The organism is Oscillatoria sp. FACHB-1407 (assembly GCF_014697545.1).
Classification (GTDB): Bacteria; Cyanobacteriota; Cyanobacteriia; order Elainellales; family Elainellaceae; genus FACHB-1407.
This window is the reverse complement of record NZ_JACJSA010000003.1, coordinates 466833-481040: the sequence shown is the minus strand read 5'-3', so window position 1 is coordinate 481040 and position 14208 is coordinate 466833. Positions and strand designations below refer to the sequence as shown.

Below are 14208 nucleotides of genomic sequence, written 5' to 3'. Positions count from 1 at the left end.
TTTTGAAGGTGAGCACAGATTACTAACGTATAACCACAGCCACATTTGATGCGGCGGAGGCAAGTCAGAAAGCCTTCCCAAAATCAGGGTTTGACTAGTGTTTGAACTAATGTCCTTGTCTTAAGCTTTCTAACCAAAGCTAATTATTCCTGGGGAATTGGCTTCCCTACTCCCTATTTCCTTTTACTCCCATGAGACGTTATCCGAAAATGCCATTTTAATGGCTTTGTCTCTACCTGGGGTAGATGTAACATTCCGTTACTATTCTCAACTCCATCAAGACACTGACATCCAGAGAAGGTTAACCTAAAGTGGGCGATCATTAGGGGTCGTCCCCTTGGTGTGTCTACCCTTAAGAAATAGCAGTGTCATTCTGGGATACCGTGTTGTACCGATGATACTGGAGAAGTCCGTCTTCACCTTAATCTTCAAATGAGATAAAAAATATAGTGGAATCGGCTCATCGAAGTTGAAGGTAGAAGAAGTAGGTCGTTTATTAACGTGCAAGAGATTAGCCTAAATGACTGTTGTTTTACAGGTTGGAAATCGCCAGATCCTAGCAGAAGAGGTTATCCCGCTACTAGCGAGCTATCAGATGCTGCCTCAATTGCTACAGGAGATCCTGATCGATCAGGCGATCGCCCCAATTGAGTGCACCTCCGAAGAAAAAGACGCGGCTTGTCAGCAGTTTTATACTCAGCATGGCTTAGCATCCGAAGAGAGCCGCCGAGCCTGGTTACAACAACACGGCATGAACGTTTCTCAGCTCGAAGCACGAGCCATGCGTGAGGTCAAAATCGAGAAGTTTAAGCTGGCTACCTGGGGTCCAAAGCTCGAATCCTACTTCCTCAACCGCAAAGGACAACTCGATCGCGTCATCTATTCGTTGATTCGCACTCAAGATTTAGGAATTGCTCAAGAAGTATACTTTCGCGTTCTAGAGGGGGAACAATCTTTTGCAGAGCTAGCTCGCACCTACTCCCAGGGACCAGAGGCTCAAACGGATGGATTGATCGGGCCGGTGGAGTTGAGCGTCCCCCATCCCACTCTGGCGCAAATGCTTTCCATTAGTCAGCCCGGTCAGCTTTGGGCACCCACTCGTGTCGGTGAATGGCTCGTGATTGTACGCCTGGAACGGTTTATTCCCGCTCAGTTGGACGATGCAATGCGACGACGGCTTCTGAATGAACTCTTTAATAACTGGCTTCAAGAACAGTTAAGCCAAATTAATCTCGTTTCTTCCGACAATTCAGCTTCGACTGCCCCATGACTTATACCAAAACCTCTGTCTTAGAATTTCTGGCTACAGTGCCACCGTTTGATCTCCTGTCTGAGAGTGCGCTCACAGCCCTAGCAGACCAGTTGCAAATGCTGCGCTATCGAATGGGTCAGGCAATGCTGGTACGCGACAAAATGCCCGCCCAACTCAATATTATTTACGAGGGGCAAGCCCGTCTCTTAGGATATGACCCCCGGACTCAGCGACCCGTGACGTTAGAACTGGCGCGACCAGGCTCCGTCTTAGGGTGGGTCGGACTAGTGCGGGGGGTGCCCTGTGAAACGGCGATCGCCTCTGTGGAAACGATTTGTCTCGTGCTCTCTGCTACCGATTTTTTGGCGTTGCTAGAGCGAGAGCCTCAAATGGCAGCGGCGTTTCGCAGCGAAACCTCGTTGATTGAAGTCTTTGATCTATTAGGGGCAGAAATCCATCGGCAGGCGATCGGAGATGTGGTACTCAAAGATCTGGCACTACAAGCGCAGACAGAAGCCGTAATCTGTAACCTATCACCGGGCAACACCCCCACAAGCTCGTTGGAGTCTCATCGGTTCTGGCTCGTCAGTGGTGGTGGGGCGATCGATCAGTATGAGGTGGGTAGCTCTATTAGAGTCGAGCAAGTCAACCAACTAAACGTCATCGGGTCAGAACCCGCTCGGGTCATCGGCATTCCGAAGACCATTCTGCAACCTGCGGCAATGGTGACAGAGGAGCCAGTGCTCACAGCTTCCCCTGCTGAGGTTGATATTCCCTATGCGCCCGATCGCCCTGTAGAAGCAGATCCTAGCATTCGCCCAACCAGCAGCAGTAAATCCACATCAGCAAAGTATCCCTTTGTCCGAGGAACGGGGGCGATCGACGGAGCGTTAGCCTGTTTTCAAATGCTCTGTCAGCATCTCAACATTCCCTTCCGCCGAGATGTAGTCCAGCGTATTCTGGTGAGCCAGACTCAGCGCACAGGTAGCATGTCACTGGAACTGTGCGGTGCCGTTTCAGAATTGATGGGCTTAAATGCTCAGTTAGTCATGGTGCCTGGAAGTGCAATCGGGCGATTAGAAGCACCCGTTCTACTGAAGTGGCAGGATACTGTCGTGCTGCTATATGAAGTCAGTGAGCGGGAACTGGTGATCGCGGTGCCGGATATGGGCATCATTCGGCGCAAGCCGGCGGAGTTTGCAGAAACCTGGGGCGAACAGGGCGAGGTGCTGCTGCTCAAGCCGACCCAGCAAACTCCCCAAAAACGCTTTGGCTTAGAGTGGTTCCTGCCCGTCATCAAGAAGCATCAACGGGTGCTGTGGGAGGTATTCATTGCCTCGTTCTTCGTTCAATTGTTTGCCCTGGCGAACCCTCTGATGATTCAGGTGATCATTGATAAGGTCATCGTCCAGGAAAGCGTGGACACCCTCCAGGTGTTGGGGGTATTCCTGCTGGTGCTGGCGATCTTTGAGGCGATTCTGACCAGTTTGCGAACGTATCTGTTTGTCGATACCACCAACCGCATTGATATGTCGTTGGGTTCGGAGATCATCGATCACCTGTTACGCCTGCCTCTCCGTTATTTTGAGCGGCGACCCGTCGGTGAACTGGCAACTCGGATTAACGAGCTAGAAAATATTCGCCAATTTCTCACTGGGACAGCGTTGACGGTGGTGTTAGATGCCGTATTCTCGGTCATCTACATCGTGGTCATGTTCATCTATAGCTGGATTTTGACCCTGGTGTCGTTGGTGACGATTCCTTTCTTTGTCCTGCTGGCGGCGATCGCCTCTCCCCTGATTCGTAACCAGTTACGGGTCAAGGCTGAGCGCAACGCCGAAACCCAGTCCTATCTGGTAGAGGTCGTATCTGGAATTCAAACCGTCAAAGCTCAGAACATGGAACTACGCGCCCGCTGGCAGTGGCAACAACGCTATGCCCGCTATGTCAGCGCAGGTTTCCAGACTGTCTTAACCTCGACCACGGCTAGCTCCACCAGTAACTTCTTAAACCAACTGTCGGGCTTACTGGTGCTATGGGTCGGTGCCTACCTGGTACTCAAGGGCAACATGACGCTGGGGCAGTTGATCGCCTTCCGGATCATTGCTGGCTATGTCACCAGTCCTCTGTTGCGATTGGCGCAGTTGTGGCAAAACTTCCAGGAGGTCGGGCTGTCGATTGAACGACTTAGCGACATTGTGGATGCAGCACCCGAAGCCGACGAGGTCGATCGCTACAACATTCCAATGCCCAGCATTCAAGGAACAGTGAAGTACGACAGCGTCTCGTTCCGCTTTGGCACGACGGGTCCTTTGCAACTCAACAACGTCAGTCTGGAGTTCCCAGCAGGCAAGTTTGTCGGCATTGTGGGGCAGAGTGGTTCCGGTAAGAGTACGTTGATGAAGTTGCTACCTCGCTTGTATGACCTGGAATCTGGGCGAATTCTGATCGACGGGTATGACATTAGTAAGGTCGAACTCTATTCGTTGCGTCAGCAAATCGGGATTGTGCCCCAGGATACGCTGTTGTTTGAAGGCTCAGTTCAAGAGAATATTGCTCTAAACTGCCCGGATGCCTCGTCGGATGACATTATTCGCGCCGCCGAAATCGCTGCGGCTCATGACTTCATCATGGGCTTGCCCAACGGTTACAACACACGGGTTGGAGAACGCGGTTCGGCTCTCTCTGGGGGACAACGCCAACGGATTGCGATCGCCCGGACTGTGCTTCAAAACCCCGGACTGCTGATCTTAGACGAAGCGACGAGTGCGCTAGACTATGATTCAGAACGTCGGGTGTGTCTCAATCTGGCAGAAGCATTTCGCGATCGCACGGTCTTCTTCATCACCCACCGTTTGAGCACCATTCGCAATGCCGACCAGATCGTTTTGATGGATAAAGGCTCCGTGGTCGAACTCGGCACCCACGATGAGCTGATGGCACTCAAGGGACGTTATTTCTGTCTATACCAGCAACAGGAATCCCAGATGTAGAACCTATCTGAACCATCGCATCTGTAATCTATTCACGTCTCGTTATCCGAACATTCGTTCACACGCTCACGCCTACTCAATCAAACTTGGATTTCTATGAACAATCTTCCTGCATCCAACGGACAAAATGGAGGTAACGGCAACGGAACCAAGCCCATCCGGGTAGGTGCGTTGACAACCGTGAACGATGCCGCAACCGAAGATTCGGCTCCCTCCATGGCGTCGAATAAGCTAGTCCGGGCAGAGGCATTTGACCAACCCGTCATCCTCCAGCAAACGTCGCTATGGTCACGCTCAATCGTATACGGCATCGTTGGAGTGACGATATTCGTGTTGGGGTGGGCGTATTTTGCTCGAATTGAGGAAGCCGTGCCCGCTACTGGCAAGTTAGAACCCCAGGATCGCGTGCAGGAGGTGCAGGCTCCCGTGGGGGGTGTGATTGAAGAGATTCTGGTTGAGGATGGGCAGCAAGTCAAAGAGGGGGATGTGCTCATCCGCTTTGACACGACGGCGGCAGCAGCGCAACAACGCTCGTTGCAACAAATCCGTAGTTCCCTCCTCCAGGAAAACAACTTCTATCGCAGCCAGTTAAGCGGTGTGAATGCCCCCGTCCCAGAAGGAGCAGGTTTAACACTGCCCCCGGAAATGCTGGCGTTAACCTCCAATCGAGCGACTCTAATCGCCGAAAATCAGATTTTTCGCGCTCAACTCACGGGTTCTTCAAATGGCGCAGGTCTGACCCCAGAGCAACAGGCACGGCTCCAGTCCGGATTGTTGGAAACTCAATCTGCCGCCGCAGCAGCACGACTGGAGGTGTCCCAACTGCAACGGCAACTGAGCCAGACTCAGGTGCAGCTTTCGACGGCGCGGGCTACGCTCGAAATTGACCAGGGCATTATTGCAGACATTCGTCCACTCGTCGAAGAGGGTGGCTTAGCCCGGATTCAATACCTGCGGCAACAGCAGGAAGTGATGAATGGTCAAGCCGAAGTTGATCGCCTCACGCAGGAACAGCAGCGACTCCAGTTTGCGATCGCCCAGGCAGGTGAGAAATATCAAAACACCGTGGCTCTTTCACAAAACAACGTCTTAGCTCGCCTCTCAGAAAATGAGAAGCGGTTAGCCGAGATCGACAGTCAGTTAAACAAGGCGATCGTTGAGAATGAGAAGCGATTGGCAGAAATTGACAGCCAATTGAGCGAAACCGAATTAACCCTGCGCTATCAGGAATTGCGTGCTCCGGTCAATGGCACGGTGTTTGATCTGCAAGCCAAAGGAACCGGATTTGTCGCCAACACCAGTGAGCCAATTCTCAAAATCGTACCTACCGATGCTCTGGTGGCTGAGGTTTATATCACCAACCAGGACATTGGTTTTGTGCGGGAAGGGATGCCCGTGGATGTCCGCATTGACTCTTTCCCCTTTAGCGAGTTTGGCGATGTCAAAGGCACGGTAACGAACATCGGTTCTGATGCACTACCGCCCGACCAGATCAACCCCTACTACCGCTTCCCAGCGCAGATCACGCTTGAGCAGCAATTCCTTAGAGTTGGTGAAGGGCGCGACGCTCAAGATGTGCAACTGCAATCGGGGATGTCCGTCACGGCTAATATCATTACGCGCGATCGCACCGTATTGAGCATCTTCACCGATTTGTTTAGCCGTCGGATTGAAAGTCTCAAGACTGTGCGCTAGTTCGGTACTCGTTGCCTGTGATCACTCGACCTTCGCCGGAGTGGCAAATCCATTCGGTGTTTGACATTCCAGATGATTTTCTGCAAACCCTGCAACGCCTGACAGGAGTGCCTGGGCAGTATCTTGCTCAACTTCTATGGCAGCGGGGTTTGTGCCATGCTCAGGAGATAGCGGGGTTTCTGGATGCCAAGCACTATCTGCCAACCTCTCCCTTTGCCTTTGGGGACGAGATGGAGTGGGCGATCGCTCGACTCCAACAGGCCTATCATCAGCAGGAAACCGTTGCGATTTGGGGTGACTTTGACGCCGATGGCATCACCGCTACAGCTGTGCTGTGGGATGGGTTAGGGCAGTTCTTTTCCAAAGACAAACAATTGCTCTACTACGTGCCCAATCGCTTGCTAGAGTCGCATGGACTATCGATTAAGGGGTTAGACCTGCTGGCAGCTAAAGGGTGCCAACTCATCGTTACCTGTGACACGGGTAGCACCAACCTGCGAGAGATTGACTATGCTCAAACATTGGGCATGGAAGTGATTGTCACCGACCATCACACTTTGTCACCAGTACGCCCCAACGTTACGGCAATTCTCAACCCACGCGCCCTCCCTTCAAACCATCCTCTTGCCCATCTGTCGGGGGTTGCAGTTGCCTACAAGCTGATTGAGGCACTCTACACTGCCTTGCCCGATGTCCCGCAAGCCCCCCTCGAACATCTGCTGGACTTGGTGGCGATCGGGCTGATTGCTGATCTGGTTGAACTCAAGGGAGACTGCCGCTACCTGGCACAACAGGGTATTGAGCAGTTGCGCCAGCACCAAGACTCAACTACCTCAATACGTCCTGGAATTGCCCGATTACTGGAACTGTGTAAACGCAGTGGCGATCGCCCCACTGATATCTCCTTTGGTCTGGGTCCACGCATCAATGCCATTAGCCGTATCTATGGCGATGCGCACTTTGCAGTGGAACTGTTGACCAGTCGAAATTCAGAGCGATGCCGTCAACTGGCAGACGACACAGAAACCGCCAATACTCAGCGCAAGGCTTTGCAAAAAGAGGTTGCCCAGCAGGTGAGGACACACCTGGAAAACCTGGATCTGTCAACAGTGAGTGTCATCGTCTTGAGTGACCCACAGTGGAGCATTGGGGTGTTGGGATTAGTAGCAGGGCAAATTGCTCAGGAATATGGTCGCCCTACCATTTTGCTCAGCACCGAGGCTCTGTTTGCCCAACCTGCCGCTCAAATGACAGATACACCTCCACTGGCAAGAGGTTCAGCGCGTTCCGTCAACCAAATCGATCTGTATCAGTTGGTCAAGGCGCAGGAGCACTTACTACACACCTTTGGTGGACATCCCTTTGCCGCAGGTTTAAGCTTGCCCATCGAGCATATTCCCGTGTTTACGGAGGCCATTAACCGACAACTACGGGAGCAGCAGTTTGCCACAGGGACTAAACCGGGCGGTATGCTTCAAGCAGATCTGGTCGTCACCGTCGCGGAGTTGGGCAAAGACTTGTTTCGCGAATTAAAGCTGTTAGAACCCTGCGGCATTGGTAACCCCGTCCCTAAGCTGCTCATTCGCGATTGCTGGTTTGAAAACGTTAGAAACGCTAACATCAAAGACTGGCGTGGGCGCAAGGTGAGGTATATCAAGACGGAGTTTGATCTGCGGGATGACTCGACTGCCGATCGCTTTCCAGGGGTGTGGTGGGAGCATTACCGAGATGAGATTCCGCAGGGACGCTGTGACGCGATCGCTGAACTCGACTTCAACACTTATCACAAACGCTATGAAATCCGCTTAATAGCCGTCCGTTCGCGAACCAATCACACTTCTCTGGCAACGGTACAGCCCACCCATGGGCTTCTGGATTGGCGCAAGACGACTGACCCCATGCCGGACACAGAAGCCCTTGCCATGACTCATTGCCCCGACAGTTGGGACGAGTTGCGGCTCTGGTTTCGTAGAGCGGTGCGCGAAGGACGCCAATTAGCGATCGCCTATCCTCCTCCTACAACTGAGCCACCAACCGAAATTTGGCAACGCCTGGTAGGACTGGCGAAATATTTGGTGCGAACCGATCAGACGGTGACTCGGACACAGTTGCTTGAGAAACTGGGAGTTGGCGATCGCACCCTCCAATTGGGCTTCCAGAGCCTACAGGCACTGGGCTTTGAGATCACCTCATCAGACATCGGATTTCGGTTGCGGTGGCGTGGCGAGCCAACCGGCGTAAACCCAACACAAGCGGCGGAGCCATTCCTCGCTGCCATTTCCGAAGAACAGTTCCGCCGCCACTATTTTTATGAAGTGCCACTTCCTGCGATTGAAGCAATCGTCGGTCAGGCAGAGTAGCTGTATTGAATCTTGAGATCTTCTAAAGCCGCCGCAAGCGTTTCAGACGCTAACCGCAAATCTTCTCGGCTGTGAAATTTGTCGAGCCGTTGATGCACCGTCCCCCCTTTGAACAACATCACGGTTGGGAGGGTTGTTAGGCGATACGTATTGGATAGCTTGAAGTTTTCATCTGCATTGACGCTAACTAGCTTAACGCGATCGCCCCAGTCTTCTTGTATTTTTAGCAACAAGGGATTCACAACGTAACACAAGCCACACCATGGTGCCCAAAAATTAACCAAAACTGGAATCGGTGATCCCAAAACTTCTTTGGTAAAAGTTTTTTCATTCACAGTTAACACCATGATCCCTCTAAAGTTTTTATTCAAATTTCCTTTGGGATCATCCTACCAGCCCACGTTACTTGTTGCGCGGATCAAAAGAGGATGTGCCCACCAAAGCAAGAGAACAAAACCAACAATTCCGGCATAGGCAGGACGCAGAAACTCTTTAAGATCAAGGGTTTGCCGCTTTTGCAGAACAGCCAAGAAAGGAATCACCGAGGTACGAGATTTTAAGATTTCAAAGGATTCCCCATAGCGAGCCAATAAGCGGCGATCGCCATGCCACACACCAAACAAGTGATGTAAAATCAGCCCGGCGGATGTCACCACCATAAATGTCGTCCCCAGCCAAAGCGTATGGGCAATACACCAGATAATTTGCCCCACCATTTGAGGATGACGGGTAATGCGAATAATCCCCGATTCATACAGGTGAACTTGCGGTTTTTGAACCGCTGCGATCTCCAGCAAATTAAAGGTCGCCGGGTAAAGAAACACAAATGAAATCGCAGAGAGCACCCAAATAAACGGTTCAATTCCTGGTATTCCCTGCATATTCCATAGCTGCACCCCATCATAGCGATGGTTAATGAAATAGATGATGAGAACCGTTGCCAGTGGCAAACTGACTAGCGCAAAAAAGACCCGATACAGTCGTGCTCCGATCAACTTCTCAGCTCTAGGACGCAAAGCGGCTAACCCACTGTGGGCGATCGCAAACCCAACGAGTAGCCCAAACATAATGACGTGACTGTCAGTAAGCCATTGATACATGGGAGATAAACAATAGAGAGCCAGTACCTACTAGAACCCTTAAGATACTGTCTTTCGGGGTTCAACGCATAGGGGTGCTCCACGGTCAAAAGAGCAAATCCATGCCTGACTCACATAGATCAATAAGATAGGAAGCTCCTGTCTGCCCATCCCATGTTGTTACCAACAACTCATGAGTATTGACAGCGGCGATCGCGGTCGGATGCTGCGGTCCATCAATACGTCCAAGACGCTGCCCGTACTTGTCTATTACAACAATCTGCCCTGTTGCATCGGTGAGGATATAGCCCCACGAGGTGGACTCCAAAAATACAGGTGCAATCTCTACACCAAATCGCAGCACTCGAAATGGCTTGAGATCAAGGATGACTAACGCATGTGGATCGTACTGATCGACTGCCATGATGCGATAGGGAGTCACCGTCGGACAAATTTGAGTCAAACACAACGGCACACTTAACGTCCCCAATCGTTTTCCGCGCCGAGTCCAGACTTCAACAACAGTACTAACTGTAGAAGGAATGCGGCGGCGCGAAAGGTTTTCATCGGTACTTACCCGCGCAACTACAGCAATGTGACGAGCATCCAGTGCCAGCAATCGCAACCACTGCTGGGCTTTCTCCCGGTTCAACAACAGAATTGGGTCAGGGGCTAAGCCTCGGTGTGCTCTCCGTGGAGCTTCGCTTTGGGTTAATTGCCCCGTTTGTTCCAGCCCCGTCAGGCTCAGTTGCCCCCGCCCACCATCAAACAGAGATACCGTTGCCAGCCAATCTCCATGTGCCTCCACTGCTGCAAGGCAAAATTGTTCGGAAGTAGCGACTACCGTTGGTGCGACTGAAGCGCGTGCTGGAACCAGGGTGATCGCCGTCTGACTCACCGCAAAACATCCCTTCGCCGTAGGAATAAGCTGTTGAATGGTCGCTGGAAGCTCTACGACAGCAGTCGGTGACACAGGCTCATCCGTGTCGGTATGAAACACCGCATTGATATCGGCGTAACACGTTAATTGTCGATCGCCTGCATAATACAGGGGGGTCTTAGCAACTTCCGGGCTAGTACCCACCTTAGCAACTGCATTCGCTTCAGCACTCGTGTTAGCCACAACGAGGGCAACGTGATTCACCGCCTGACTCAGCGATCGCGCCTGATGAGCGACATAGGGCTGTGGCTCCACCACTGTTAGGGGTTGCAACAACGGCAACGAAATCGGGGATGACTTGCTCCAGGTGCTATATCCGGCGATCGCTCCCACCGTTCGCAGCGCAACCAACATATCAGACGCAGACCGAAAGCGGCGAGCAGGCAACTTTTGCAGAGCCGTCGTCAGAATCGGATGCCATACCTCCGGAATCGACTCTGGCAGTTTGAGGGGTTGGTTCAAATGCCCAGACATCAGTTCAGCCGGAGTGCCTGTAAACGGGCGATATCCAGCCAACAACTCAAACAACAACACTCCCACAGCATACAAATCAGAGGATTGGGAGTATTGCCCATAAAAGCGTTCTGGAGCCATGTAAGCGGGTGACCCCGTATTTCCCAATCCTTCATGCCCAGCCAGATCCTGCGTCAGGCGAGCAATGCCAAAATCAGAGATTCGAGCAGCCCAACCTGTCGGCAAGACGTTCAGCAGAATATTGTCAGGCTTGATATCGCAATGGACAATGCCACGACTATGGGCGTGATCTAACCCAGCTAAAATGTCGCTCGTTAGTTCAAACGCCTGATTAACGCTGAGTTGGCAATCCCCATCAATCAGACTGCGGAGGGTACCTCCCTCACAATAGTCCATCACCAAATAGCGACCTGTGCGGGTATGCTCTAAGGCATAGCAGGTCACAATGTTAGGATGCTGCAAGCTCAACAAAATGCGGAGTTCACGTAAAAACTTGTGCGTTGGAAACCGCTGATGTTCCAGGTTTTTGAGTGCAACCAGACGACCTGTGCGCCGATGAGCCGCACAGAATACTCGCCCAAATTGCCCTTGCCCAACCAGCCCCAAGAGGCGATATTTTGAGCGTTTTAGCTCGGTTCCCAGTGGACTTGACACAACAACGGTAGATTTCCACTCGATGAACGACAGTGAGTAATACTATCTAAGCAATTGAGCACGAGTCATGCTACATAAAACAGTCATTCGTCATGGCTCATTCGTCATTCGGAATTGGCTATTGACCAGTAACCAGAAACGGTTATCTAACGTCTAGCCCCACTTACCAATTCTAATTAATTGCAGAGCTGTTGCATGATGCTCTCATGGTCGAGATTAGTCACCATGGTTTCTGCGGGTTCTAACCGTTTTGGTAAGCCTAAAACAAACCGATTACAGTCTGCCCCCATCGATTCACAGGTGGTTTGAACACAATGTAGCTCTCGACCCGAAAGCTGGCTGAAGAAAGCAGCCAACGCCCCTGCCTCTAAGTGGCAGACGGGTTGATCCTTTTGGGGAGCCAGTTTTGCAAAGGGAGAATTCCACACCTTGACCACTAAAAAGCCAGAGTGTTGATAGGTTTGATCCAGGTCAATTTTTCCCCAACCATGTGTGATCCAGCACTGTTGGAGAGCCTGAAGAAACTCAACCATGGGCATTTCAGAGATAGCCACATCGTAGTAATCGCCAATCTGCTCTGCAAAGCGGGTGTAAAAGCTTTTACCCCACCAGCGACCACAGTTAAACAACACCAACCGAGACGCTTGTCCAGTTTCTTGCTCTAAGCCAGCATAGATCGCTTGAATGAAGGTTTCTGGAAGGGCTAAGAGGCGATCGCCCTGACGATTTTCGAGCAAGCCCATTTCCAGATCACCCCGGACATAGGCATCAGTCGCAAAATAATTACCAGGAACGCGATTATTTGTGAGTAAGTCAGCAACGGAAATCATAGCGCATGAACCCAGGATAAAGATTGGATTAGAAGTGATGAGAATTGTTGAATGACCCCTGATTTACCACCCCAATGCAGAGGCAGTCAGCGTTTCCTGCCCCAACAGTGCGTCTTGCGCCGAGTTTAGCGTGGTATTGATCAGCATTACCTGTTTGGGGGTGAGCACTTGACTGAGTTGCTGGTTTAATAACCGATGAAGGGTTGAGTCAACTACTTGAGTGTTATAAACCTTGATGGTTTGGCTCAACCAACTGATCAGACGTTCCTTCACGAGAGCTTCGTCGTTTAACAACATGCCCATCGCGCAATAGCGTAAGGTGAGTAGTGCATTTTTGATGCTCCGCTCAAGCACTTCTACTTTTTCGTTAGGCAGTTCAATTTGCAGTTGATCAGCGACAGCTTGCATGATGTCGAGCTCGCGATCGCGAATAATGCGGTAGGTTTCGAGCCGTTCCGGTAGAGAATCAACATACTGTCCCAGAGTGCTCAGCTCTTCGGGTTTGAGATAGCGATTCTCAGCCTCGTCAAAGATACTTTCGATTTGTGGGTGCATAGGTCTAAATGGCTGGATAAGGAATAGAAGGTGGTAGGTTGCGTGCCCACGAGTTGGAATAGGCAGAAGGCGAATAGCGTGAGCTAGAACAGGTCAGAGAAATCCTCTAGCGTGAAATCGGTTGCCTTTCCGGATGGCTCAGGGGTGGACGGGGCAGGCGTTGGAGCGATCGCCATCCCATCCCAGTTCACTGCTGCAAAAAACTGGCTCACACTCAGCAACAACAAATTGGCAGGTGCTCCGTCTTCTTGTGCCGCAGTGAGCTTGAGCTCTTGCACTTCAGGAGGGTTGTTTTCCCAGTTAATCCCTGAAAAGAACTCACGGGCTGTCATCGTCAACCAGGTTTCAGCAGCAGCGCGGGCAGCAGAACCATTTCCGTTCGTATGTGCCAAAGTCATAGTGCTCATCTCAACAACTCCCCGGCACGCAGACGTTTTTCGATATCACGGGCAGTTGCGCCTTCATTTTGCCAGAAAGCAGCTGCGTCAATCCGGTCTTGTCCACCCAGCAAAAACTTACAGTAGGTTTCACCCATCGAGTAGCATTGAATCTCAATGCAACCCAACTGCTTTTTCACCAATTCTGTAAAGAAACCAGCAAACAAGCCAGCATAGATAAAGCAGACGGGCTTACCGACATCGCCTAACGTGCGCGCCACGGCTGAGTCAAAGATGTTGATAAACATAAACCCTTGCTTGCGATCGCCCATATCGACTTCCCAGCGTCCCCAGCCTTGAGAGGTGAAGGGCCACCACCAGGTTTCGAGCAAAAACAGCAAGTTAGTTTGACGGATGTTGCGATCGAATTCTTTTTCAAACCACTTCTCGAAAAAGAAGGCGTCTTTTTTACCCCATTCGCACCCAATGGTATACATGGTGGCGGCAGCTGCATCCCCCACTTCTTCTTCTAAGCCTTCTACCAGACCAATGATGAAATCTTCTGTGGTGAGGAGATTGTGTGCGCCGTTCCAATCAACGATGGTTCCTTTGTCAGCATCGAAGTGGAAGAAATCACGGAAACCATAGTGATTGTGTTTTTTGGGGTGCTTGAGTTGGATAGAGTTTTGGGTTGCAGTCACCATATTGCTCTCTTGACAAATTGTGAATGGATAGGAAGAATTGGCAGTTTTAGGACGGGAGTGAGCTATGTGAAGAAGATTACGTATGCTTACGTCAAAGTTACAAATTTTGATGAAGCTGTGGCGATGCTAAACCTGGCATTTGAAGATGAGTTGAGGATATTTTATTGAGGAGATGCAACTGATTGATGCAGTACTGAAGCTGAAACTTGAGTTTTAATTAGACTTCACAAACGGCCTTAGTTTGAATATTCCCTGTGAATCCGTGGATCTAACACGTAAGGGGCAACATTAGACC

General features: G+C 51.1%; 11 protein-coding genes. 4 read left to right on the top strand and 7 right to left on the bottom strand.

Annotated elements, in window-relative coordinates; genetic code table 11:
* The first annotated feature begins 520 nt into the window (after window positions 1-520).
* The 4 genes from H6G89_RS08035 to recJ all read left to right on the top strand — a co-directional run bounded on the left by H6G89_RS08035 (window position 521) and on the right by recJ (window position 8300).
* Window positions 521-1270, top strand: coding sequence for a peptidylprolyl isomerase (locus tag H6G89_RS08035; protein WP_190504781.1), 750 nt, complete (start codon window positions 521-523; stop codon window positions 1268-1270).
* A complete protein-coding gene (locus H6G89_RS08030; RefSeq protein WP_190504780.1) occupies window positions 1267-4245 on the top strand; it encodes a peptidase domain-containing ABC transporter in 2979 nt (992 codons plus the stop codon). Before H6G89_RS08035 ends, H6G89_RS08030 begins: the two co-directional genes overlap by 4 nt.
* 96 nt (window positions 4246-4341) lie before the next feature.
* Window positions 4342-5940, top strand: a complete 1599-nt coding sequence (locus H6G89_RS08025; RefSeq protein ID WP_190504779.1) for an HlyD family efflux transporter periplasmic adaptor subunit — start codon at window positions 4342-4344, stop codon at window positions 5938-5940.
* Window positions 5941-5960: 20 nt separating this feature from the next.
* Window positions 5961-8300 carry a single-stranded-DNA-specific exonuclease RecJ gene (recJ, locus tag H6G89_RS08020; RefSeq protein ID WP_190504867.1) on the top strand — a complete coding sequence of 780 codons (2340 nt, stop codon included), beginning with the start codon at window positions 5961-5963 and terminating at the stop codon, window positions 8298-8300.
* On the opposite strand, the gene H6G89_RS08015 is transcribed toward recJ, so the two are convergent.
* From H6G89_RS08015 to H6G89_RS07985, 7 genes are all read right to left on the bottom strand, one after another.
* A complete protein-coding gene (locus H6G89_RS08015) occupies window positions 8288-8635 on the bottom strand; it encodes a thioredoxin family protein (RefSeq protein ID WP_309229709.1) in 348 nt (115 codons plus the stop codon). The genes recJ and H6G89_RS08015 overlap by 13 nt on opposite strands.
* A gap of 54 nt (window positions 8636-8689) precedes the next feature.
* Window positions 8690-9400: an NnrU family protein gene (locus tag H6G89_RS08010; protein ID WP_190504777.1), complete on the bottom strand. Its 711-nt coding sequence runs from the start codon at window positions 9398-9400 to the stop codon at window positions 8690-8692.
* 85 nt (window positions 9401-9485) lie between these two features.
* On the bottom strand, window positions 9486-11447 hold the full coding sequence (locus H6G89_RS08005) for a serine/threonine-protein kinase (RefSeq protein ID WP_309229708.1): 1962 nt from the start codon (window positions 11445-11447) through the stop codon (window positions 9486-9488).
* Between the two features lie 176 nt (window positions 11448-11623).
* Entirely contained in the window at window positions 11624-12277 is a 654-nt protein-coding gene (locus tag H6G89_RS08000; RefSeq protein WP_190504776.1) for a V4R domain-containing protein, read from the bottom strand.
* Between the two features lie 63 nt (window positions 12278-12340).
* The gene (locus tag H6G89_RS07995; protein ID WP_190504775.1) at window positions 12341-12832 is read right to left on the bottom strand and encodes a hypothetical protein; all 492 of its coding nucleotides are present in this window, start codon (window positions 12830-12832) and stop codon (window positions 12341-12343) included.
* 83 nt (window positions 12833-12915) lie between these two features.
* Window positions 12916-13239 (bottom strand): hypothetical protein, encoded by a 324-nt coding sequence (locus H6G89_RS07990; RefSeq protein WP_190504774.1) that lies wholly within the window; start codon window positions 13237-13239, stop codon window positions 12916-12918.
* Entirely contained in the window at window positions 13236-13913 is a 678-nt protein-coding gene (locus H6G89_RS07985) for a V4R domain-containing protein (protein ID WP_190504773.1), read from the bottom strand. Before H6G89_RS07985 ends, H6G89_RS07990 begins: the two co-directional genes overlap by 4 nt.
* Between the last annotated feature and the right edge of the window lie 295 nt (window positions 13914-14208).

Excerpts from the sequence above, each read along its gene's own strand:
- H6G89_RS07990 (WP_190504774.1), bottom strand. The coding sequence starts at position 13,239 with ATGAGCACTATGACTTTGGCACATACGAACGGAAATGGTTCTGCTGCC.
- H6G89_RS08000 (WP_190504776.1), bottom strand. The coding sequence starts at position 12,277 with ATGATTTCCGTTGCTGACTTACTCACAAATAATCGCGTTCCTGGTAAT.
- H6G89_RS07985 (WP_190504773.1), bottom strand. The coding sequence starts at position 13,913 with ATGGTGACTGCAACCCAAAACTCTATCCAACTCAAGCACCCCAAAAAA.
- H6G89_RS08035 (WP_190504781.1), top strand. The coding sequence starts at position 521 with ATGACTGTTGTTTTACAGGTTGGAAATCGCCAGATCCTAGCAGAAGAG.
- H6G89_RS08025 (WP_190504779.1), top strand. The coding sequence starts at position 4,342 with ATGAACAATCTTCCTGCATCCAACGGACAAAATGGAGGTAACGGCAAC.
- H6G89_RS07995 (WP_190504775.1), bottom strand. The coding sequence starts at position 12,832 with ATGCACCCACAAATCGAAAGTATCTTTGACGAGGCTGAGAATCGCTAT.
- H6G89_RS08030 (WP_190504780.1), top strand. The coding sequence starts at position 1,267 with ATGACTTATACCAAAACCTCTGTCTTAGAATTTCTGGCTACAGTGCCA.
- H6G89_RS08010 (WP_190504777.1), bottom strand. The coding sequence starts at position 9,400 with ATGTATCAATGGCTTACTGACAGTCACGTCATTATGTTTGGGCTACTC.